This is a genomic window from Rhodomicrobium udaipurense JA643 (assembly GCF_000636015.1).
Classification (GTDB): domain Bacteria; phylum Pseudomonadota; class Alphaproteobacteria; order Rhizobiales; family Rhodomicrobiaceae; genus Rhodomicrobium; species Rhodomicrobium udaipurense.
Genome location: NZ_JFZJ01000008.1, coordinates 39,631 through 60,554 on the forward strand (window position 1 = coordinate 39,631; position 20,924 = coordinate 60,554).

Here is a 20,924-nt window from a genome sequence, read left to right on the forward strand (position 1 = left end):
GCTCCGGTTCAGGTCGAGCTTTAAGGGTCTATGAAAAATGTCTCGTTGGCCGGCGAGCCGGGCGGTGTCCACCTCGCTAAGCGAGGCCCGCCATCTCAGATGCAGAGCGCCTGATAGGTTTCCCGCCGGATGGCAAGGCAGGCTCCGTTGCGAAAGCCCGGGACAGAGCTTCTAATTCCAACTCGGAAAGTAACGATCCGGTTTTCTTTTGGCGATGTGCATTTCATGGGATTCGCGTTCACTCATCAACTTTTATAATCTGACTTATAGTGCAAAGATATGAATGCACATCTAAGATGATGTTTTTCCATTATATGAATTGCTTATAGAGAGTTATCCAATGCATTAGCGCCCCAATTATTTGTATTGAAGAAACCTTCAGACGGACGGCGCAGCCGCTCGCGATCTATGCCGCGCGTTTTGTCCGTTTTCCGCAATCGTCGCGCGGGTGCCTTGCTTTCCGCGTTTGCGCTTCCTAAAACCATTCAAGAGAACAAGCGCGCTCGCCAGCCCGAGCGGAACGGACCGATCATGGCAAAGACACTTTACGATAAAATCTGGGACGATCACGTCGTTGAAACGCAGGCGGACGGCACGAGCCTTCTCTATATCGACCGCCACCTCGTGCATGAGGTGACGAGCCCGCAGGCGTTCGAGGGGCTTCGCACTGCTGGACGCCGCGTTCGCGCGCCGCAGAAGACGCTGGCGGTTGTGGATCACAACGTGCCGACGACGGACCGCAGCCACGGCATCGACGACCCGGAAGCAGCCCTTCAGGTGCAGACGCTCGGCGAGAACTGCGCTGAATTCGGCATCGAATATTATAATGAACTCGACAAGCGCCAGGGCGTCGTCCACATCGTCGGCCCGGAACAGGGCTTCACGCTCCCCGGCACGACCATCGTCTGCGGCGACAGCCATACCTCGACGCATGGCGCTTTCGGCTCGCTCGCGCACGGCATCGGCACGTCCGAAGTTGAGCATGTGCTCGCCACGCAGACGCTGATCCAGAAAAAAGCGAAGAACATGCGCGTGACGGTCGACGGCATTTTGCCGGACGGCGTGACCGCGAAGGACATCATCCTCGCCATCATCGGCGAGATCGGCACCGCGGGCGGCACGGGCTATGTCATCGAATATGCGGGCGAGGCCATCCGCGCGCTGTCGATGGAAGGCCGCATGACGGTCTGCAACATGTCGATCGAGGCGGGCGCACGTGCCGGACTCGTCGCGCCGGACGAGAAGACGTTCGCCTATATCGCGGGCCGTCCGCGCGCGCCGAAGGGCGCCGCGTGGGAACTCGCGCGGAAATACTGGGAGACGCTGCCCTCCGATGAAGGCGCGCATTTCGACCGCGAAGTGAAGCTCGACGCCGCCTCGCTGCCGCCCATCGTCACCTGGGGCACAAGCCCGGAAGACGTCGTGGCGATCACGGGCACCGTGCCCGATCCCGCGAAGGTCGCCGACGAAGGCAAGCGTGCCGCCGTATCCCGCGCCCTCGCGTATATGGGCCTTGAGCCGGGCGTGAAGATGACGGACATCGCCATCGACCGCGTGTTCATCGGCTCATGTACGAACGGCCGCATCGAGGATCTGCGCGCAGCCGCCGCGATCGTTGAAGGCCGCCGCGTCGCCGAAACGGTGAGCGCCATGGTCGTGCCGGGCTCCGGCCTCGTGAAGGAGCAGGCCGAGGCGGAAGGGCTCGACCAGATCTTTCTCGCGGCAGGCTTCGAATGGCGCGAGCCGGGCTGCTCGATGTGCCTTGCGATGAATGCCGACAAGCTCAGCCCCGGTGAGCGCTGCGCCTCGACCTCGAACCGCAATTTCGAGGGACGGCAAGGCTTCAAGGGCCGCACGCATCTCGTCTCGCCAGCGATGGCGGCGGCGGCGGCGGTCGCGGGTCACTTTGTGGATGTGCGCGAGTTCGGCAAGAGCTGAGCACGCTTCACCCAAGACGATCCCGCGTTGTGGTCGACGCCGCGCGGGATCGTAAACCATCAGGCGGATAGCGCTGGACGATAAGTCTCGCGTCTCTTAATGCGGGCGCGTTGTTGTTTACCGCTGACTTCTGAAAACGTTTCGGGCCGTATCTCATGCTGAAAGCGTCAATCGCTTTCACTTGAGCCAAAACGATTTTTGAAATCGAGGTACATCAAACGTAGCCCCGCGAAACGCCACTCAATCATCAAGACGCTTCGCTGCCCAACCTTTCCCGGCACTCGGGAATGGTCCGCCGTCCGTGAAGCGGTAGCGAAACAGCGCGCACATCCGTCTCAGTGCGCTTCTTCGGGCATCGAAACGATGCGTTTCATTCCCAATATCATTCCCATCTGGCATGCCAGAAGAGGTGCGCTTTTGCAAAGTCTTGATATGATTGAGAAATATGGCGATCCCGGGAGGGCTCGAACCTCCAACCCCCTGCTTAGAAGGCAGGTGCTCTGTCCTGTTGAGCTACGGGACCCGCGCGGCAACACTACCTGCGCTCGCGTATCCTGTAAATCGCCGGATTGGGATCGGCCACGCAAACGCTGCGTTTCGTGCTTGCACCCGCGCGTCAAGGGGACATTGAGGCGCGCCGGCTGTCAGTCGTGCGGCTGGAAACCTCGCGCCATTTTTCTGAATTCAGGCAAGTAATTCTCGCGCGCATCCTCGGGCGCCATGCCGAGCAGGCGGAAATAACCCCCCTTGCGTGCCGCGACGACAACCTGAAACAGGAGCGTGGGCCGCCCCGTGCCCCCGTTGATCCCTCGCCCGATCGCTTCCACAGCGTCGAGCCCGGCAATCTTCATTTCGCTCGTTTCAAGGAGCTGCTTGTCGCGAAATTGTTCGATGCCGTCGAAGGCGCGCCTGGAAAACGCGCCGATGTCCTCAACCGGCACGCGAGCGAGCGATGGCGCCACGAGAAACAGCGGCTGCGATCCGCGACCTCCGCTGGCGTGCGCCTTTTCAGCCCCCTTGAGACGGTATCCTTTCGTGGTGCCCAACAGAGACGGGTCTTCCTCGAACGGCCCGCTATACGACATCGAAAACAGCGGCTTGCCTTCCGCAGCTTTGGCACGAATCGTCGCCGATGCGAGGATTGTTTCGATCTGAGGCTCCGTCACGACGCCCGACGAGAGCGCCGCGACCGGAATGTTTGCCGTCACCATGCCAGTCGCGCCGGCATCGCGGAAAATGAGGATGTATTTCGCGTAGTCTATGAGCGAGGTCGTTTTCTCGCCGCGAAAATAGATGTAGTCGCCGCCCCGCGAAGGCAGCAGATGCTGCGAGACGCCGCTCACGCCCTGCGCCTTGAGACGCTCAGCCGCATTGCCGAGTTTGCTGAACTGCTCAAAGGCCACCAACGGCAGATCGGTGAGGATAAGCGATGTGCCGCTCGCTTCATGGACGAACCCCGCAAACCGCTCCGATGGCGCGAACGTTTCGTCCACCGCGAGCGCGATCCGGCTGCCGGGCGGTTGACGCAGCGTGTCCCGGCCGTAGCTTCGCGAATAGAAGCTGCAAACCGCAAACGAGAGCGCGACGGCGGCGCAAATCCATATAATCCAGTATTGCCGAGGCAGGCTGTCGGCGAGTTCCTGCCAAACTCCTGTCATTCTCAAAACCTGCGAGGGCCAAGGGAAAGGTTAGCTGATTTTTATAAAGCTAGCTTCCTGTCAAAAGGTCCGGTTACGCAACATGAATCGTGCTGCTCCCGCTCAAGTTTCGGATGACACGCGACCGAGAAGACGTTCCACCAGGTCTGGAAGCTCGGCAAAACTTTCGAGGACTGCGTCTGCGCCGAGCGCGTCCGCAGGCACGGCCGCATAACCGAAGCGGACGGCAATCGCCGCAATGCCCGCTCCCCGTGCGGCTGCGATATCGGCCTCGCTGTCCCCGATCATCACCGCAAAGGGAACCCGGCCTCCTGCTTGTGCGACGAGTTGGGTAATATGGCGCGGGTCCGGCTTGTGGAACGGGAAGGTGTCGCGCCCCGCTGCGGCCTCGAAAAGCTCAGCGATGCCGAGTTCCGAAAGCAGCCGTGTCATCAGCCGCTCGGTCTTGTTGGTGCAGAGCGCGAGCTTTGCGCCACGGCCGCGAAGCGAATGAGCGACGTCGAGGAAGCCCGGAAAGAGCGTCGTTTGCACGGCGATGCGCTGCTCGTAGAGGGCGACGAGCTGCTGCGCGAGATGGTTCAGTTCGGCCTCATCGGCCGCTTCGCGCGTTTCGTCGAGAGCGGCCCGCAGCATCGCTTTCGCGCCATATCCGACGCCGTGACGGATGGCCGCCGGAGATGCCGTGGAAAAGCCTTGCGCCGCAAGTGCGACATTGGCCGCCTCGATCAGATCGCCGGCCGTATCGGCGATCGTTCCATCGAGATCGAAAACGAGTGTCGCGTTGCGAATGAGATTCCCCCGTGGCGAAACGGCAGCGTGCCGACGCGACGGTAACGCCATGACTCAGGCGAATCCATGCCACGAGGCGCTTTTCAAATGCCACCGTTCCGCATAGTGACCAAACTGCCACTCTACATTACAGAAAAACTGTTTTAACGCTGGAGAGCGAAAGCCCGCACTTGCTAAGCGCACATGGCGCAACTTATAGTTGATAAACCGTATAATTATCCAGCCATTCCCGAGTATCAGTTCCAGATCTGGCGAGGTTTGAGTCACATGAATGCGCGCCGAAAACAACTGTATCTTGCACACGTCATGACCGAAGACAGCATCGGGGAAACCGATGCTACGTATGATGACGATGTGGTGGATATGACGCCTCCCGAAGCGGCTGAATATATCGCCTCGCTTCTTTCATCGCTACGCCTCGTGGCGGCGAAATCGCAGTTCCGGCTGCTCGCCGATCTCATCTCCGTGGCGGAAGAAGAGGCTCGATTTCATTGTCAGGCCTGAGGGTTCGGGGCAATTGCGATCGCTTGAGCGACGACTACTATCGAAAATAAGTGTCTGCGCTCGAAAGGACGCGCGAGGCACCTCAAGCTCGCAGAACGATGTGGCTTGAGCCGCGTCGCTCAAGGCGCCCCGCCAGGTCGAGAGACATGATCGCGGCGTGAACCTCGCGCGTTTGCTTCCCCGTCATTCGGCAGATGTCGTCGATGGCGATCGGGGAGAAACTCAGCAATTGCATGACGCTTGCGATGGTCGCGTCCAGCGAGGCGAGCCCGTCGCCGCCCGTCGCACCTGCCGGAGCGCGGACGGGGCCGTCGTCGCGCGCTGCAAGCTTGGGTGCTCGTTGCGGCTGAGGGACCTCGACGCCGAAGCGCGCCCAGTCGACGAGCTTGCCCTTCAGCGCATCCACGATGTCTTCTGCCGAGGTCGTCAGCACGGCGCCTTCCTTGATGAGCCGGTTCGTTCCCGTCGCGCGCGTATCGAGCGGATGGCCCGGCACGGCGAAGACCTCTCGGCTCTGCTCACCCGCGAGACGCGCCGTGATCAAGGAACCGGATCGTTCGGCGGCCTCGACGACAAGCACGCCGAGGCTGGCACCGGAGATGATGCGGTTACGTCGCGGGAAATCCTGAGCGCGCGCGACGAAACCCGGAGGGCATTCCCCGACAAGCAAGCCGTTTTGCGCGATGTCGGCGGCGAGCCTGACATGTTCAGGCGGATAGATGCGGTCGAGCCCGCCCGGCAGCACTGCGCATGTGCCGTACGGCAGCGCGCCCCGATGAGCCGCGCCATCGATGCCGCGCGCCAGTCCCGACACGACGAGCAAACCGAGACGCGAAAGCTCGGCGCTGATTTCAGCGGTGAATTTCAGGCCCGCGCCGGACGCATTGCGCGAGCCGACGATACCGAAGGCGGGCCTTTGCCAGATGCGCGGGTCGCCCTTGATATAGAGAAGGGGCGGCGGTGCTTCGATCTCCGCGAGCAGAGGCGGATAGCCCGCTTCGCCGACCGCGACAAGCGTCAATCCAGCGGCCGCCGCGCGCTCCATCTCTGCCTCGGCGGTGCCGATTGAGGGCACGCTTTTCGGCGAAACGCGGCTTCCATGCTTGACGAATTCGGGCAGCGCATCGATGGCCGCGGTCGCCGATCCGAAATGCGCGATAAGCTGCCAGAAGGTGACTGTGCCGATATGCGGCGTGCGGATCAGGCGAAGGCGGTCGCGTTTCTCGGCGTCGGGCGTCGACGCGGTTGTTTTGCCCGCGCGAGGCGGTTCGGGCGAATAGTCGAAGTCGGCACCCGGTTCACGCAACACCGCCGTTGCCGCCGACGAAACGCACCCGGCGTTGCGCGCATCCGGCCGCTCGGGGTAGGTCAGATCGTGATAAGGTCCATTCGATGCGGTTGGATGAGCGGCGGATCGGCGGCCGGGCGAAGTGTCGCCAGACGACTTGCTCTTCGCCGACCCAACTTTTTCGGCGCGCTTTCGGCGAAGCTTTGCGTGCGGTTCACCGACGCTGTCGGGCGAAACCGCCGCGGACGACAATGCAGGCGTCGCCATTCCGGCAGCGCTCGCATCCGCGATTGCTTCATCAGACGCTTCTGCCGCTCCAGACACCGAAGACGCCGCGCGCGAACGCTTGGGCTTCCCGGTTGCCTTTTCGTCAGGCGCCTTTCGCTGGCGCGGCTTTCTGGCCGATTTTTGATTCATGCCCGTCAATCAGTTTACGGATATTCTGATGATGGCGTTGAATGAGAACCGCTGAAAGTGCAAGCAGAAAGATAAAAAGCGGCACCGACGTCATCGCGAGCACGAAAAACGGGGTCGCCGCCGCTGCGATCAATGCGGAGAGCGAAGAATAGCGCGTCACAAGGGCGATGATGAGCCACAGCGCGCAGAAGAATGCACCCGCTGGCCAGTAGAGCGCAGTGATCACGCCGATATAGGTCGCGACGCCCTTGCCGCCCTTGAAGCCGAGCCATACCGGGAAGAGATGGCCGAGGAAAGCGCCCACGGCGACGGCCATCGCCGCTTCCATGCCGAGATATTGGCGGGCGAGGAGAACCGGCACGAAGCCTTTCGCCGCGTCGAAAATCAATGTCGCCGCCGCGAGGCCCTTGTTGCCCGTGCGCAGCACGTTGGTCGCGCCGATATTGCCGGAGCCGATGGTACGGATGTCGCCGAGCCCCGCCATGCGGCTGAACAGGTAGCCGAACGGGATCGAGCCGCATAGGTAGCCTGCCAGGAGGGCCGCGCCCCAGACAACCCAGATGTTCGCGCCGAGAAAAACGGCAAACCACAGGTCTTGTTCGTTCAGAGCCATCGCTCTTTCTTGTCCTTTCATTCCGCGTGACCGCGAGAAAAGTCGATTTACGGTGCGTTCTGCGCGAGCCAGATGAATAAGGGAAGCGTCGCTATCGACGCAATGCTCTGCACGGTCACAATCTGCGCCATCAGCGGTGCATCGCCGCCCATGATGCGCGCCGTCGTGTAGGCCGACGCGGCTGTGGGTACCGCCGCGCCAATTACGGCGGCGGTCCGGGCGATCCCCGTCAGCCCCGTGAGCCACGACAGCCCGAAGACGAGCAGCGGCATGAGGATCAGTCGGAGAACCGTGCTCGCCGCGACGAGGTTCATCGCCGCTCGCGCCGCGCCCATATTGAAGCCCGCGCCGACCGAAAGCAGCGTCAAGCCGATGGAGGCCGAGCCGAGAAGCGACAGCGTCTGAAACGCGAAGTCCGGCGCGCCTGTCACGTTGAGGGTCAGCCCGACGACGCAGGCGAGAAAAAGCGGGTTCAGCATTACGCGGCGCAAGGCCTGGCGGACATTCATCTCACCCGCACCTTCGCCGAACACCGACAGCGCGAGCACCGAATAAAGCTGCACCGTCGGCACGACGGATGCCACCGTGAGCGCGGCGAAGGTCAGCCCGCGCTCGCCGAACAGCGCGGACGCGACGGCAACCGACACGATGCTCTGGAAGCGGATCGCGCCTTGCAGGAAGCTCGTGAAGGCGGGGCCGGAAATCGGCCGACCGAATGAGAGCCAGCCCGCAAGCAACGCTCCCGCCATGATCGTCACCGACGCGACCGAAACGAAGACATAGTCGGCGGCGGGCACGTTGTGGAGATCGGCGCGCATCAGCGTTTTCACGAGCAGCGCCGGAAACAGCACGTAAAACACAAGCGTGTCGAGCGCGCGCCACAGCGCTTCGCTGCCGAAGCGTATCTGCGCGAGGCCGTAACCCAGCGCCGTGATGAGAAACAGCGGCGCGAGCGCTTCGAGGATCGCCGTCATGCGTAATTCACGCGGTCGAGCGCGCCCTGCAAGATATAGGCGGCGGCCATCTTGTCGATGACTTCGGCGCGGCGTTTGCGGCTGGCGTCCGCTTCGAGCAGCACGCGCTCGGCGGCGGCGGTGGACAGCCGCTCATCCCAGAACGCCATCGGCATATCGGTGAGCGCGCCGAGGCTGCGCACGAAAGCGCGGGTGGACTGCGCGCGCGGACCTTCCGTGCCGTCGAGGTTCACCGGCAGGCCGACGACGAGGCCGCCCACGTCCTGCGCCTTGCAGTGCTCCAGCAGCTTCACCGCGTCGGCCGTGAATTTCGTACGCCGGATGGTGTCAAACGGCGTTGCGATCTGGCGCATCACGTCCGAGAGCGCAAGCCCCACGGTCTTGGTGCCGACATCGAGGCCCATCAGCCGCTCGTCGCGTTTGAGCCTTGATATAAGGTCGGGAAGCGGCACGAGTTTGGAGGGCACTAAAGTCACCTGCGGGAGTTTTTTACAAATTGCGGGCGCGCCACATTTTCATATAGTGCGGGCACCGCTTTTACTCGTCGCTCATCTTCGGGAGATTTGCAAATTGAAGCTGACATGGTTCGGGCACTCCGCCGTTCGCGCGGAAAACGGCAGTCACGTCATCCTGATCGACCCGTTCCTTACGGGCAATCCAAGTTTCACCGGCTCGGTGGACGAGGCGGCTGCGGGCGCGACGCATGTTGTGCTGACGCACGGCCATGACGACCACGTCGGCGACGCGGTGGCGATCTGCAAGAAGACCGGCGCGACGCTGGTTGCGGTATACGAGCTGGCGCTGCACCTCGTGGCGCAGGGCGTGGAGAAGGTGGAGGTCGGCAATCCCGGCGGCACGATCGATCTCGGCGGCGGCGTTTCGGTGAGCTTCGTGAACGCGTTCCACTCGTCGTCAACCGCCGTGAACGGTCAGGCCGTCTATCTCGGCAACCCGACCGGCATTGTGATCGAGGGCCTCGGCAAGACGATCTACCACGCGGGCGACACCGGCATTTTCGGCGACATGGCGCTGATCGACGAGCTTTACGCGCCGAAGGTGGGCTTCCTGCCCATCGGCGACCGCTTCACCATGGGCGCGAAGCAGGCGGCGTTCGCGGCGCGGAAGTTCTTCCACTTCGACGTGGTGGTGCCGATCCACTACGGCACGTTCCCGATCATCGACCAGACGGCGGATGAGTTCGTGGCTCTGGCCGAGGGCGTGAATGTGGTGGTGCCGGAGGTTGGGAAGGCTTTTGAGGACTAAGCCCCTTAGTCCCATTGTGTAACGGTCTGGTTTTCGGACGAAGAGATCCGGCTTTTCCTCGCTGAGCTTCCAGATAGCCTCGAAGGGTGTTCGGAACCGCAAGGCCTTGAGTTGCCTGGCAAAGTTGTAGGCGGCCAGCCAGTCCCGGACGTGACGGCGGAGATCGTCGATCAAGCCATAATGGTAGGTTCTGGTGGTTGCCTCCTTGATGGTTCGCACCATCCGTTCGGCCTGATCGTTCGTCCAGGGATGGCAGAGTTTGGTAAGCCGGGTGCTCGACGCCGTGCTCGTCGCAGACCCCGCCGGAGACCTGAACGACGAAGTCGCAGGACCTGTCGCGCTGCACGAAGCGCGCCAGATCCTCACGGTCTTCGCGTTGACGCCGAAGCGTTTCGCGAGTTCAGCGACCGGAGCTTCATCGCTGTAGTTCCGCTCGAGTGGCGTGCATTGTCGAGGGCAAACCAGCCCTCCCGACAACGGAGCGCGGGCTTCCGTTCTGGTCATTGGCATCGCTCCGGTCGACCTTCGCGTCATGCGGCTTCGGCTCGCCGAGCTGCCGCCACCTCGCCCCGCAGGCTCAGCGCCTCGGCGATGTGAATCGCATGAACCCCGGCGCTTGCGTCAAGATCGGCCACGGTGCGCGCCAGCCTCAGGGTGCGGTGATAGCCCCGCGCCGAAAGCCTTGCGATATCCGCTGCCTTCTCAAGCATGGCGAGGGCTTCGCGACTGAGGGCGCAGAAGTCGTCGAGCAGCGCGGCCGGACAATTGGCGTTTGTCGTGATCGATTCATTACCGATGATGGAATAGCGTTTCATCTGGATGGAACGCGCCGCAGCCACACGCGCCGCAACCTCTGCGCTGCCTTCTTGCGCTGGCGGAAGGGCGAGGTCGGTCGCCTTGACCGGCGCCACGGGGGTCTGGATATCGATCCTGTCCCAGAGTGGACCGGAAATGCGTCCTCGATAGCTTTCCTCGCAGCGCTTTCCGTGCTTGCAGGTCATCCCCGGTGTCCAGGCGTGGCCGCAGCGGCACGGGTTCATCGCCGCCACGAGTTGGAAGCGCGATGGATAGCGGATGCGGTGGTTGACGCGGGCGATGATAGTCTCGCCGCTTTCGATGGGTTGCCGGAGCGCATCGAGCACATGCGGTGGAAATTCGGGCAGCTCGTCAAGAAAGAGAACGCCGTGATGGGCGAGCGCCACCTCCCCCGGCTTTGGCTTCGCACCACCGCCCACCAGAGCGGCCATGCTCGCCGAATGATGCGGCGCGCGGAATGGCCTGGTCGCGGTCAGCGTTCCATTCACAATAGTCCCAGCGATGCTTTGTACCATCGCAACCTCGAGCAGTTCGTGAGGCTCGAGTGGTGGCAAGATACCTGGCAATCGCTGGGCCATCATGGATTTGCCCGCACCCGGCGGGCCAATCATCAACATATGATGTCCGCCAGCGGCCGCGACCTCCAGCGCGCGTTTGGCGCTTTCCTGCCCGCGCACGTCCCTCAGGTCGGAGGAAGATCCGGCGCTGCGTTCGAGATGGGGCTTCGGCCGTGCAAGCGTGGACGTGCCCTTGAGGTGATTGACAAGTTGCGTGAGATGCGAAGGCGCAACAATGGGCATTTCCGCCGAAGCCCATGCTGCCTCCGGCCCGGAACCGGCGGGGCAGATCAACCCTTTGTCGAGGCCGCTCGCGCCAAAAGCTGCAGGCAGCGCGCCTGTGATCGGACCGAGCGAACCGTCGAGGCCGAGTTCACCGATAACGATGAAATCCTTCAGCAAGTCGCCGGGGATCGCCCCGGCCGCAGCCATCACGCCGAGCGCAATGGGCAGATCGTAATGCGTGCCTTCCTTCGGCATGTCGGCGGGTGCGAGGTTGACGGTGATGCGCTTCGCGGGCAGGCCAAGGCCGATTGCGGTAAGTGCGGCACGAACGCGTTCGCGGCTTTCTCCCACGGATTTGTCTGGCAGGCCCACGATGGAAAAGGACGGAAGCCCCGGTGCGATCAGCACCTGGACATCGACCTGTTTCGCGTCGATGCCCTCGAACGTTACGGTTGATACCTGCGCGAACATTTACGCCACCCACTCGCCTACCTTCAATAAGTGGAATGGATATTATCGCCAGAATTTACAAAATCAAGAACATTTAAGGAACTTTAACGGAACAAACTTTCTCTTCCACAACATCCCAGACGAGCGCTGCGATGTCCGCACCGCCGAAGCGTTTCACCTCGCGAATGCCCGTCGGCGAGGTGACGTTGATCTCGGTCAGATAGTCGCCGATGACATCGATGCCGACGAAAATGAGGCCCCGCTTCTTCAGCTCGGGCCCGATGGCGGCGCAGATCTCGCGCTCGCGCGGCGTCAGCTCCGTCGCTTCTGGGCGCCCGCCCACATGCATGTTGGAGCGCGTTTCGTTCGCAGCTGGCACGCGGTTGATCGCGCCTACCGGCTCGCCGTCGACGAGGATGATGCGCTTGTCGCCCGCGCGTACGTCCGGCAAATAGCGCTGCACGACGAACGGTTCGCGGAACACGGTTTGGAACAGCTCGACGAGCGAGCCGGTGTTCGTGTCGTCCGGCTTGATCCGGAACACGGCCGCGCCGCCATTGCCGTAGAGCGGCTTGACAATGATGTCGCCGAACTCCTCACGAAACGCGGTGACGTCGTCGAGGGTGCGGGCGATGAGCGTCGGCGGCATGAGGTCGGGGAACTGCGTGACGAACAGCTTTTCCGGCGCGTTGCGGACGCTGGTCGGATCGTTCACCACGAGCGTTTTCGGATGGACGCTGTCGAGAATGTGTGTCGTCGTGATGTAGGCCATGTCGAACGGCGGGTCTTGCCGCAGATGGATCACGTCGAGTTCGTCGAGCGCCAGCTTCTGCCGCGCGCCAAGCTCGAAATGCGCTCCCTCGACATCGTGCACGCGCAGTTCGTGCCCCTCGGCGAAGGCACGACCTCCGCGCAGAATCAGCTTGTCCGGCGTATAATAGAAAATGCTGTGCTGGCGCTTCTGCGCTTCGAGAAGGAGCGCGAAGGTTGAATCGCCCCGAATGTTGATTTTCTCGATCGGGTCCATCTGGACCCCGGTTTTCAGACGCATCCGGTCCTCGCTTGGAGAGGGTTCGGAGGAGACTTAAAGGGCAGCCGCGATTTAGGCAAGGAAGGCTTGCTCGATATGGGAGAGGCCCTGCGTCGGGCTCACGAGAATGACATCGAAACTGGCCGACTCGTGGGAAAGCCCGGCATGCTCACCGAGAAAAACCTCTGCGGCGGTTGCGATCCGGGCCTGCTGCCGCGGCAGCACCGCATAGGCCGCTTCCTCCTGAGTGCGGCGGCACTTCACTTCAACGAAGGCGAGATGATCGCCACGCTGGGCCACGAGGTCGATCTCACCACCCTTCGTCTTGTAACGCTCGGCGAGAATGCGATAGCTCTTCGCCTCAAGGAGCAGTTTCGCGCGCGTTTCCGCCGCGACGCCGATCTTGTACGAATTGGGAGCATTTCCGGCCCGACTGGCTGCGATCATGACGCTTCACCCTTGATCTTCAATGCCAAGTTGTAAGCCAATTTTCTTGCTACCCCAAGTCCTTTCGATACGTCTTCAACAGCCTCCTTGAGCGTCGCCGTTTTCAGCGCGGCGCGGAGTGCGATTTCGACATCGGCTTCCGTTGCGGCGGCGGCTTCGCCGGGTGCGATGAGGAGCACGATCTCACCTTGCGGCGGCTCGATCTCGAAGGCCGCCGCCAGTTCGCGCGCGGTCCCTTTCGCTATCGTCTCATGCAGCTTCGTGAGTTCGCGAGCGACCGCCACCATCCTGTCCGGATACACGGTCTCGATGGCGGCGAGCGCGGCTCCGATACGCGACGGCGTTTCATAGAAGACGAGCGTTCCCGGCACAGCGCGCATGGTTTCGAGTGCTTCCAGCCGCGCACCCTCCTTTGGTGGCAGAAAGCCGCCGAAAAAGAAGCGGTCGGTCGGCAGGCCGCTCGCTACAAGCGCTGACAGGATCGCCGAAGCGCCAGGCACCGGAAAGACACGAATGCCCTCGGCGACCGCATCGCGCACAAGCTTGTAGCCGGGGTCCGCGATGAGAGGCGTGCCGGCGTCCGAGATAAGCGCGACCGCCTTACCCTCGCGTAGCGCGTCGAGAATACGCTCGCGGTCTGCCTCGCCCGAAAAGTCGTGATAGGTTTCGAGCTTGCGCCCCATGTCGAACGCGGAAAACAGCTTCCGGCTGTGGCGCGTGTCCTCGCAGTAGACGCGGTCGGCGGACGCCAGCACGGAAAGTGCGCGGATCGAGATATCGGAGAGATTGCCGATGGGGGTCGAAACGAGATAAAGGCCAGGGTCGAGGGGGCTCGCGCCCAGCTTGTCGAACTGCCTCGACACGGCCGCCAGAAGCGCCGCCGCGCGCTCCGCCTCTATCGCTGCGGTCGCATCGCTGTCGGCATCCGGTTGTGGAATTTTCGGCGCCCGTCGCTTCGTCATCACCAATCAGCCACAGTTGCCAAACACGGTAAACGTGCTCGAAGCGCTTCGCGTCAGACGCGACTCGTAACAAGGTGGTCTTGCCTTCATAACCGGCGCAGGTCAACGGAAAGCTGATATTCGATCCCGATGAAACTCACGAGTGAACACGCCTTCGCGCGATCCCGCATCTTTCTCGGCTTCGCATTTCTGTTCGTATGCCTCGGCCTCGCGGCCTGCTCGGTCGGGGGTGGCACGGGTAGCGGCAACATTTCGTCCGCAACGCCGGCACGCGGCGCGCCCGCCGGCGGAACTGTGAAGGTGGCGCTCCTGCTGCCGCTGACGGGCAATGTTAACGCGCAGCAGGTCGCCAAGGCCATGAAGCAGGCGGGCGAACTCGCGCTGTTCGATTTCGACAAGCCGAACGTCCAGCTCATTCCAAAGGACACGCGCGGAACGCCGGACGGCGCGCGTCGGGCCGCCGACGAGGCCGTCAAGGAAGGCGCCGAACTCATCATTGGCCCGCTGTTCGCCAATGAAGTGACGGCCGTTGCGCCCGTGGCTCAAGCCGCCCGCGTGCCGGTGCTCGCCTTCTCAAGCGACCGCACCGTCGCCGGAAACGGCGTCTATCTCCTGAGTTTCGTGGCGGGCAGCGACGTCCCGCGCATGGTTTCCTACGCTGCGGCGAACGGCAAGAAGCGCTTCGCCGCGCTGTTTCCGCAAAATGATTACGGTCGTATCGTCGAGCAGACCTTCAACCGCGCCGTGCAGGCGAATGGCGGTCAGGTCGTGCTCACGAAAACCTTTCCGCCCGAAGCAAATGGCATGCTCGCCTCCGTGAAAGAGCTCGCGCCGCTTGCGAAGAAGGGCTCCGCTCCGCAGGTCGACGCAATCTTCGTGCCCGCGGGCGGCGACACGCTGCCCTCGCTCGCGCCGCTGTTCCCCTATTATGAGATGGATACGCAGGCGGTGAAGATGATCGGTCTTTCCGGCTGGGACTATGTCGGCGTCGGCAAGGAAGCCTCCTTGCAGGGCGGCTGGTTTCCCGCGACTGATTCGAAGGGCTGGCAGGACTTCACGCGCCGCTATTCCGAGACTTACGGCGACACGCCGCCCCGCCTCGCGAGCCTTTCCTATGACGCGGTCAGCCTTGCGATCTCGCTATCCGGCAATCCGCCCGAGCGGCGGTTCGCGTCGTCCGAGCTGATGCGCGCGAGCGGATTCAATGGCGTGGACGGCCTGTTCCGGCTCCGTCCGGACGGCACGGCCGAGCGCGGCTTCGCGATCATGGAAGTGCGCGCCACCGGCAACCAGACCATCGATCCTGCGCCCGCAAGCTTTGGTACGGCCGTCGCGGCGCAGTATTAAGTCGTCGGCAAATGGGAGGCTTGGTCTGCCGGTTCGAGGCTCGATGCGACGGTCTCCACCACGGCATTCAGCACGAGGCGCCCCGCAGCCGTGGTGCTGATCCGGCCGTCGCCGCTGGCGATCAGCGCTTCACTCTCCAGCATCGCGAGCGTGGAAGCGGCGGGGCGAAACCCTGTCCTTGCCTCCAGACGACGCAAATCGACTCCTTCACTGATACGGAGGCCCATCAGCACGGCCTCCTCGGCCTCCTCCTGCGCGCCAAGCTCGACGCGCTCCTCGCGGCCATGCCCCAGCGCTTCCACCTTCTTAGCCCACGCGAGCGGCGACTTCAGCGCCGCCGTGGCGATCTTTCGTTCCGCCGCCCCGCAATATCGTCCATGCGCGCCCGGTCCAGCGCCGACGTAATCGCCATAGCGCCAATAAGCGAGGTTGTGCCGGCTCTCTTCGCCCGGTGCCGCGTGGTTTGATACCTCGTAGGCCGGCAACCCCGCCGCCTCGCAAAGCTCCTGCGTGAGCGTGTAGAACTCGGCCGCGAGTTCCGCCTCGGGAAGCCGGAGCCTCCCCCGTCGCTGAAGCGCGAAGAACGCCGTCTCCGGCTCGATGGTGAGCTGGTACAGCGAGAGATGCCCGCGCGCGAGGGAAAGCGCCTCGATGAGTTCGGTGCGCCACGCATCGAGCGTCTGGCCGGGGCGCGCGTAGATCAGATCGAAGCTCATACGGTCGAAGGTGCGCGCGGCGATGTCGAGCGCGGTGCGCGCCTCGGCTGCGTCGTGGATGCGGCCGAGCGCCTTGAGCGCGTCATCGTGGAGCGACTGAATGCCGAGCGAAATGCGGTTTACGCCCGCAGCACGATAGGCCGCGAAGCGCCCCGCCTCAACGCTCGACGGGTTCGCTTCGAGCGTGATTTCGCAAGTTTCGGAGATCGGCCACAGCGCAGCGACCCGGTCGAGCACCGCGCCCACCGAGCGCGCCTGCATCAGCGATGGCGTGCCGCCGCCGAAAAATACGCTCGCAACGGGCTGGCGCGCCGTCTCGGCTGCGTAAGTCTCAAGCTCGCGCAGGATCGCGGCGAGCCAGCGGGCTTCGTCAATGCTGTTTGCGGCGTGGGAATTGAAATCGCAATAGGGGCACTTCTTTTCGCAGAAGGGCCAATGCACGTAGACGGCCAGCGGCTCTACGGCCGCGCGCGCCTCAGCGCGGGGAAGCGAGAGCGGCCTTGAAAGCGGCAAAGGCGTTAGCGCGGTGGGAGATCGCATGCTTCGCGGCCGGGTCCATTTCGCCGAAGGTGATATCGCGGCCGTCGGCGACGAACATCGGATCGAAGCCAAAACCGTTTGTTCCGCGCGGCGGCCACACGAGATGGCCCGCGACAGTTCCCTCGAAGAATTGGACCTCGCCCGCCGGATTGGCAAGACAGAGCACGCAAACGAATTGCGCGCGGCGTGCCTCGGGCGCAGTCGCGCCACGAGCGGCAAGCTCCGCCTCGACGCGCCGCATGGCCGCGCCGAAATCGCGAGGTTCGCCCGCCCAACGCGCCGAATAGATGCCCGGCGCTCCGTCAAGCGCATCGACTGCCAACCCCGAATCGTCGCCGAGCGCAATCTTGCCCGTCGCGACGGCGGTCGCCACAGCCTTCAGCCTCGCGTTTTCCGCGAAGGTCGTGCCCGTCTCTTCCGGCTCCGGCAGGCCAAGCGCAGCCGAAGACACCACGCTTACGCCCAGCGGCGCGCACAGGTCTTCAAACTCGCGGACCTTGCCCTTGTTGTGCGTCGCGATGACGAGGCAATCGCCGTTTGTCAGCTTGAGACTGGTCAACAATACGCCCTCCTCGTTGCTTCGAGGCAAGAGACAGCTTTCGCGCAGCATCCGAAGGGCGCGCGGAAAGCCACCGGGCGGAGGCCGATCAACCCTGGCGAGCCTTGTAGCGGCGAACCTTCTTGTTGATGATGTAGAGGCGGCCACGGCGACGAACGACCTGGTTTTCGCGATGGCGCGTGCGAAGCGTCTTGATTGAATTCTTGATCTTCATGGTCAAATTCCAAGCGCTCCACTCAGTCGCCATCAGGCCGGTGGCAAGCGCAAGCCAATAAGGTTGAGGTTGCGAACGCGCGAAGACAAAATGCGCACGTTGTCGAGCGCTTTTGCTAGCATGCTTTTTTGCGCTTTCCAACCCCTCTCCGGCGTTGGACAATAGGAGAAGCGCCTGCGTAACCGGCAAAAGGCCGCGAAAGCGCCCAAAAAGAACCCGCGTTGGGTGGTCGTTTAAGCGTTCAGTGAAAGTTTTGCGTGAATTCTATGCGTATGATCCATTTTCACGCGCTCGCCATGAGCCTGATTGCCTGTGCGGCAACCTCGCCGGTCGCCCTCGCGGTGCCCGCGCAACCGAATCCCGCATCGCGCTCAAGCGATACAGGACTCATGAAACGCGTCGCGATTGGCGCGGAGGCGGGCGTGGCGTTGCGGCCATGCTCAAGCCCGATTCCGGCGTTGCAGAATGACGGCCTCAGAGCGTTGTCCGGCAGCGAGGGCGCCGCGCTTGTCGGCGCTGGTCTCGGCCCTGACGCCGGCATCTCGCGCTACGTGGTGAGAAATCCGTTCCTCGCGTTCAACGGTTCGCATGTCGATGCCGCACCCGACAGCGGTTGGGCGGTCCGCGTGATCTCCGTCAGACCCGCAGCCTGTACGCGGTAGGGTTCGGACGACTCGAACTTTACGGCTCGGCGCTTTTCGGCGCGCGATCGCGGAGCGTCTTGCGACGGATGGCGCGCGTCACCTGCCGCCCCGAACGCCGCGCCGCGTCCTGAAACTCGGCGCGAAATTCGTCCCGCATCTCGTGGATCGACGCGATAGCCGGACCCGCCGGGATACCGAGCGCCACGAGCGATGCCTCCGAAAGCTGAAGGCTCGCTTCGATCGTCTCGGGCACGGCGTCGGTCACGCCGATGGCGTAAAGTTGATGGGCATGCGTCGCGTCGCGGGCGCGGGAAAGGATGACGAGATCGGGCCTGAGATTCAGGGCGGTCTTCACGATCCCGACGATCTGGTCGCCCGCCGTGATGGTGATAATGAGAGCCGAGGCGCGTTGCAGGCCACAGGCATTCAGGAACGCGGGATTGGCGGCGTCGCCATAATAGACTTCGCGGCCGAGACGTCTGTGATGGGAAACGACATCCGGGTCCTTGTCGCTCGCGATGAACGGAAAGCGGTGCCGTTCGAGGAGCGAGCAGAGCACCTGCCCGACGCGGCCGTGACCGACGACGATGGCATGGTCCTTCAACTCCGTTTCCGGCAGCGCGAAAAGGGCGGCGTCGAGGCCCGGACGCTTCGCCGCCGCCCGCTCCGCCAGTTTGCGCCCCGCGATGTCGAGGAGCGGAATGAACGCCATGGACAGCGAAACCACAGCCAGCGCGGGCCCCGAAATTTCCGCAGGGATCAGTTTCAGTCCAGCCGCAAGCCCGAGGCCGACGAACGCGAACTCCCCCGCTGGTCCGAGAAGGAGCGCCGTTTCGAGCGCGGCGGGACGCGGCACGCCGAAGAGCGGTGCAATGCCGAGGACGATTGCGGCTTTCACGATCACGAGGGCGACGATCGCGCCGAAGACAAGGCCAGGGTGGTTGAGAATTTCGCGGAAATCGATCCCCATGCCGACCGTGAAGAAGAACAGGCCGAGCAGCACGCCCTTGAACGGCTCGATGGCGATTTCGACGGATTTTCGGTATTCCGTTTCCGCGAGCAGAAGCCCGGCCAAGAACGCGCCGAGCGCCATGGAAAGCCCAGCGCGGCTCGCCGTAACGCCCGTCGCCACCACCACGAACAGCGTCGCCGCCATGAAAGGCTCGCTCGACCCGGCCGAGGCCACGAGTCGGAACAGCGGCCGAAGGAAAAGCCGCGCCACAATCAGGATGAAGCTGAGGCCGAGGGCAGCCTTCAAGAGTGCCAGCGCGAGCGCCTCGTAAACGGACGCTTCGGCGCTCGAACCGAGGATCAGCAGGAAAAGCAGAAGCGGCACGACCGCGAGATCCTGCGCGAGGAGGATCGAAAAACTCGCTCGCCCGGTGGCGGTCGCCAGGCGGCGTTGGCAGGCGAGCACGTCGACCACAATGGCGGTCGAGGACAGCGCAAGGCACGCGCCGAGAATGATGGAAAGCCGGAGGTCGAGCCCCGCCGCAGCGCATATCGCGGCGATGACCGCCGTCGACGCGACCACCTGAAGCAAGCCCAGCCCGAAGACGAGGCGGCGCATCGTCAGCAGCCGGTTATACGAGAGTTCGAGCCCGATGGTGAAGAGCAGGAACACGACGCCGAGTTCAGCGATGCCGCCGAGCGACTTCGAGTCCGAAATGGTGATCCACGGCAGGACGCCATACTCCGCGCGCAGCGAGCCGAGGCCGTACGGACCAAGGATCGCGCCTGCACCGAGATAGCCGAGCACGGAACTGACGCCGAGCCGACGAAGCAGCGGCACGACAATGCCCGCGGTACCGAGCACCACGAGAGCATCGCCATAAATTTCGCCGCCCAGGGGCGTGGTCATGCCATGCCTTTCAGCCTCGTTATGGGGGGAGCCTTGAACCGGCCAGCCGGACGAAGGACGCGCTCGCGTTCAGCTCTTGGCGGGGCCGCGGCCAGCACGTTCGGCGAGCATAGCAAGAAACTTGCCGAACCACGAGGGAGGGATAAGGGATTGTTCGCACGCGGATCTTGAGCCGCCCGCGATCGGAGCGGCGGGAAGCGGGTCCGCTCGCGTCACGTCGGTATCGCTGGCTCGGGATCGGATTTGGGCGCGGAGGCGAAGCCGCCCCGCACAGCCGGGCCATAGCGCACGTTGAAGAGGCGCACGAAATTCGGCTCCTGCGAGGAATCCTTCGGGACCGCGACGCCGAGCGCCTCGCGCACATAGCGGTCATGCATGTGCTTGAACTTCATCTTATAGCTGCAAATTTCGCCGTCGATGTGCACGACGAGGCCGTCGCCTTGGATCAGGTCTTCGTCGGAGTCCTCGATGCCCAGCCGCGTATAGCCCGAAACGCCCGAATTGCTCTTCCACATGAATTCGATTTCGGAATCCTTTTCGGACGGAAAGCGAACATAGGACGAGCTAAAGGAGGCCAACTCGGCCCCGTCAGCTCCGTAGGCGCGCCCCGCCGCCTTGTAGCGCCGCGCCCGCCAGTCGAAGAAGATATTCACGAAGGCGTAGCGCAGGTCGCCCTTCTGCCAGACGGCCTGAAAGTAGCGGCCCGCATAGCGCTCCTCGGGCTTGAGCCTCCGGCGAATCGTGCGGGAGCGATAGGCGAGGTCGCGCCAGTACATGCTTAACCAGGTGGCGAACACCGAAAAGCCGATCAGGAACAGGAGCCTGAATGCTTCTCCGCCCTGAGGCGGTTTGTCCAGAACCCAGCTCATGAGCCAGATGAGCGCGTCGCGGATGACTTCGAACATGGCGTCCCCAACAGTTGAAAGGGATTTTCGTAAAATTGGAGAAGCACGCAAGCGCAATTTGCGTGGGCGCCGTTTTCCTCCCGGTTTCGATTCACCGAAGGTTAAAGCGCTTTCCCCTATCACCCGGAACAGTTGTTGCGATTTCTGGAGACTATCTGTGGGCGTACAGAACGGGACTTTCGAGCCGGAAGAGATCAAGCGGCGCAA

General features: G+C 63.1%; 21 protein-coding genes, 1 tRNA gene and 1 pseudogene. 6 read left to right on the top strand and 17 right to left on the bottom strand.

Features of this window, described 5'->3' with window-relative positions; all coding sequences use genetic code 11:
* The first annotated feature begins 531 nt into the window (after positions 1-531).
* Positions 532-1,938: a 3-isopropylmalate dehydratase large subunit gene (leuC, locus tag T281_RS02605; protein ID WP_037233709.1), complete on the top strand. Its 1,407-nt coding sequence runs from the start codon at positions 532-534 to the stop codon at positions 1,936-1,938.
* Positions 1,939-2,384: 446 nt separating this feature from the next.
* Here the strand turns inward: leuC and T281_RS02610 are convergent.
* The 3 genes from T281_RS02610 to T281_RS02620 form a co-directional block, all read right to left on the bottom strand.
* A tRNA-Arg gene (locus tag T281_RS02610) sits at positions 2,385-2,461 on the bottom strand.
* Between the two features lie 121 nt (positions 2,462-2,582).
* On the bottom strand, positions 2,583-3,596 hold the full coding sequence (locus tag T281_RS02615) for a hypothetical protein (RefSeq protein ID WP_037233655.1): 1,014 nt from the start codon (positions 3,594-3,596) through the stop codon (positions 2,583-2,585).
* Between the two features lie 102 nt (positions 3,597-3,698).
* On the bottom strand, positions 3,699-4,436 hold the full coding sequence (locus T281_RS02620; RefSeq protein WP_081796541.1) for an HAD-IA family hydrolase: 738 nt from the start codon (positions 4,434-4,436) through the stop codon (positions 3,699-3,701).
* A 132-nt stretch (positions 4,437-4,568) separates the two neighbouring features.
* Here T281_RS02620 and T281_RS02625 point away from each other — a divergent pair, with 132 nt between their 5' ends.
* Positions 4,569-4,889, top strand: a complete 321-nt coding sequence (locus tag T281_RS02625; protein WP_155955028.1) for a hypothetical protein — start codon at positions 4,569-4,571, stop codon at positions 4,887-4,889.
* Between the two features lie 82 nt (positions 4,890-4,971).
* Here T281_RS02625 and dprA read toward each other — a convergent pair whose 3' ends face one another.
* From dprA to ruvX, 4 genes are read right to left on the bottom strand one after another with little or no spacing between them, the layout of a single operon-like run.
* Positions 4,972-6,501, bottom strand: coding sequence for a DNA-processing protein DprA (dprA, locus tag T281_RS02630; protein WP_338053292.1), 1,530 nt, complete (start codon positions 6,499-6,501; stop codon positions 4,972-4,974).
* Positions 6,502-6,547: 46 nt separating this feature from the next.
* Positions 6,548-7,207, bottom strand: coding sequence for a glycerol-3-phosphate 1-O-acyltransferase PlsY (gene plsY / locus T281_RS02635; protein WP_199502394.1), 660 nt, complete (start codon positions 7,205-7,207; stop codon positions 6,548-6,550).
* Positions 7,208-7,254: 47 nt separating this feature from the next.
* On the bottom strand, positions 7,255-8,181 hold the full coding sequence (locus T281_RS02640) for an AEC family transporter (protein ID WP_037233659.1): 927 nt from the start codon (positions 8,179-8,181) through the stop codon (positions 7,255-7,257).
* The gene (ruvX, locus tag T281_RS02645) at positions 8,178-8,648 is read right to left on the bottom strand and encodes a Holliday junction resolvase RuvX (RefSeq protein WP_037233661.1); all 471 of its coding nucleotides are present in this window, start codon (positions 8,646-8,648) and stop codon (positions 8,178-8,180) included. The genes T281_RS02640 and ruvX overlap by 4 nt, the downstream gene beginning before the upstream one ends.
* 103 nt (positions 8,649-8,751) lie before the next feature.
* On the opposite strand from ruvX, the gene T281_RS02650 reads away from it, so the two are divergent.
* Positions 8,752-9,444, top strand: coding sequence for a metal-dependent hydrolase (locus T281_RS02650; RefSeq protein ID WP_037233664.1), 693 nt, complete (start codon positions 8,752-8,754; stop codon positions 9,442-9,444).
* A 71-nt stretch (positions 9,445-9,515) separates the two neighbouring features.
* Here T281_RS02650 and T281_RS19460 read toward each other — a convergent pair.
* From T281_RS19460 to rsmI, 5 genes and pseudogenes are all read right to left on the bottom strand, one after another.
* A pseudogene (locus T281_RS19460) lies at positions 9,516-9,742 on the bottom strand (integrase core domain-containing protein); the annotation flags it as partial.
* Between the two features lie 232 nt (positions 9,743-9,974).
* Positions 9,975-11,513 carry a YifB family Mg chelatase-like AAA ATPase gene (locus T281_RS02655; protein WP_037233667.1) on the bottom strand — a complete coding sequence of 513 codons (1,539 nt, stop codon included), beginning with the start codon at positions 11,511-11,513 and terminating at the stop codon, positions 9,975-9,977.
* Between the two features lie 73 nt (positions 11,514-11,586).
* Positions 11,587-12,543: a glutathione synthase gene (gshB, locus tag T281_RS02660; protein ID WP_037233670.1), complete on the bottom strand. Its 957-nt coding sequence runs from the start codon at positions 12,541-12,543 to the stop codon at positions 11,587-11,589.
* A 51-nt stretch (positions 12,544-12,594) separates the two neighbouring features.
* A complete protein-coding gene (locus tag T281_RS02665) occupies positions 12,595-12,969 on the bottom strand; it encodes a YraN family protein (protein ID WP_052036942.1) in 375 nt (124 codons plus the stop codon).
* Positions 12,966-13,931: a 16S rRNA (cytidine(1402)-2'-O)-methyltransferase gene (rsmI, locus tag T281_RS02670; protein ID WP_081796542.1), complete on the bottom strand. Its 966-nt coding sequence runs from the start codon at positions 13,929-13,931 to the stop codon at positions 12,966-12,968. The genes T281_RS02665 and rsmI overlap by 4 nt, the downstream gene beginning before the upstream one ends.
* Positions 13,932-14,060: 129 nt before the next feature.
* On the opposite strand from rsmI, the gene T281_RS02675 reads away from it, so the two are divergent.
* Entirely contained in the window at positions 14,061-15,278 is a 1,218-nt protein-coding gene (locus T281_RS02675; protein ID WP_052036943.1) for a penicillin-binding protein activator, read from the top strand.
* Here T281_RS02675 and hemW read toward each other — a convergent pair.
* From hemW to ykgO, 3 genes are all read right to left on the bottom strand, one after another.
* A complete protein-coding gene (hemW, locus tag T281_RS02680; protein ID WP_245269136.1) occupies positions 15,275-16,435 on the bottom strand; it encodes a radical SAM family heme chaperone HemW in 1,161 nt (386 codons plus the stop codon). The two genes, T281_RS02675 and hemW, sit on opposite strands and share 4 nt — an antisense overlap.
* A gap of 34 nt (positions 16,436-16,469) precedes the next feature.
* On the bottom strand, positions 16,470-17,093 hold the full coding sequence (gene rdgB / locus T281_RS02685; protein WP_037233746.1) for an RdgB/HAM1 family non-canonical purine NTP pyrophosphatase: 624 nt from the start codon (positions 17,091-17,093) through the stop codon (positions 16,470-16,472).
* 88 nt (positions 17,094-17,181) lie between these two features.
* Positions 17,182-17,307, bottom strand: a complete 126-nt coding sequence (ykgO, locus tag T281_RS02690; protein WP_013419275.1) for a type B 50S ribosomal protein L36 — start codon at positions 17,305-17,307, stop codon at positions 17,182-17,184.
* Positions 17,308-17,564: 257 nt separating this feature from the next.
* On the opposite strand from ykgO, the gene T281_RS02695 reads away from it, so the two are divergent.
* Complete coding sequence (locus T281_RS02695) at positions 17,565-17,969, top strand: hypothetical protein (protein ID WP_155955030.1); 405 nt, start codon at positions 17,565-17,567, stop codon at positions 17,967-17,969.
* A gap of 19 nt (positions 17,970-17,988) precedes the next feature.
* Here the strand turns inward: T281_RS02695 and T281_RS02700 are convergent, their stop codons facing one another.
* Together T281_RS02700 and T281_RS02705 are read right to left on the bottom strand one after the other, a co-directional pair.
* A complete protein-coding gene (locus tag T281_RS02700; protein ID WP_037233677.1) occupies positions 17,989-19,812 on the bottom strand; it encodes a cation:proton antiporter domain-containing protein in 1,824 nt (607 codons plus the stop codon).
* A 212-nt stretch (positions 19,813-20,024) separates the two neighbouring features.
* Positions 20,025-20,717 carry a hypothetical protein gene (locus T281_RS02705; protein WP_037233681.1) on the bottom strand — a complete coding sequence of 231 codons (693 nt, stop codon included), beginning with the start codon at positions 20,715-20,717 and terminating at the stop codon, positions 20,025-20,027.
* Between T281_RS02705 and T281_RS19370 the strand changes: the two genes are divergently transcribed.
* Positions 20,716-20,924: hypothetical protein (locus tag T281_RS19370; protein ID WP_210164068.1), on the top strand; the 209-nt coding region annotated here is incomplete at its 3' end. The two genes, T281_RS02705 and T281_RS19370, sit on opposite strands and share 2 nt — an antisense overlap.

What these genes read in the sequence shown, in the direction of transcription:
- ykgO (WP_013419275.1), bottom strand. Translation starts at nt 17,307, where the DNA reads ATGAAGATCAAGAATTCAATCAAGACGCTTCGCACGCGCCATCGCGAA.
- rsmI (WP_081796542.1), bottom strand. Translation starts at nt 13,931, where the DNA reads ATGACGAAGCGACGGGCGCCGAAAATTCCACAACCGGATGCCGACAGC.
- T281_RS02655 (WP_037233667.1), bottom strand. Translation starts at nt 11,513, where the DNA reads ATGTTCGCGCAGGTATCAACCGTAACGTTCGAGGGCATCGACGCGAAA.
- T281_RS02675 (WP_052036943.1), top strand. Translation starts at nt 14,061, where the DNA reads ATGAAACTCACGAGTGAACACGCCTTCGCGCGATCCCGCATCTTTCTC.
- leuC (WP_037233709.1), top strand. Translation starts at nt 532, where the DNA reads ATGGCAAAGACACTTTACGATAAAATCTGGGACGATCACGTCGTTGAA.
- gshB (WP_037233670.1), bottom strand. Translation starts at nt 12,543, where the DNA reads ATGCGTCTGAAAACCGGGGTCCAGATGGACCCGATCGAGAAAATCAAC.
- T281_RS02625 (WP_155955028.1), top strand. Translation starts at nt 4,569, where the DNA reads ATGGCGCAACTTATAGTTGATAAACCGTATAATTATCCAGCCATTCCC.
- T281_RS02640 (WP_037233659.1), bottom strand. Translation starts at nt 8,181, where the DNA reads ATGACGGCGATCCTCGAAGCGCTCGCGCCGCTGTTTCTCATCACGGCG.
- T281_RS02700 (WP_037233677.1), bottom strand. Translation starts at nt 19,812, where the DNA reads ATGACCACGCCCCTGGGCGGCGAAATTTATGGCGATGCTCTCGTGGTG.
- plsY (WP_199502394.1), bottom strand. Translation starts at nt 7,207, where the DNA reads ATGGCTCTGAACGAACAAGACCTGTGGTTTGCCGTTTTTCTCGGCGCG.
- T281_RS02620 (WP_081796541.1), bottom strand. Translation starts at nt 4,436, where the DNA reads ATGGCGTTACCGTCGCGTCGGCACGCTGCCGTTTCGCCACGGGGGAAT.
- T281_RS02665 (WP_052036942.1), bottom strand. Translation starts at nt 12,969, where the DNA reads ATGATCGCAGCCAGTCGGGCCGGAAATGCTCCCAATTCGTACAAGATC.
- T281_RS02615 (WP_037233655.1), bottom strand. Translation starts at nt 3,596, where the DNA reads ATGACAGGAGTTTGGCAGGAACTCGCCGACAGCCTGCCTCGGCAATAC.
- T281_RS02705 (WP_037233681.1), bottom strand. Translation starts at nt 20,717, where the DNA reads ATGTTCGAAGTCATCCGCGACGCGCTCATCTGGCTCATGAGCTGGGTT.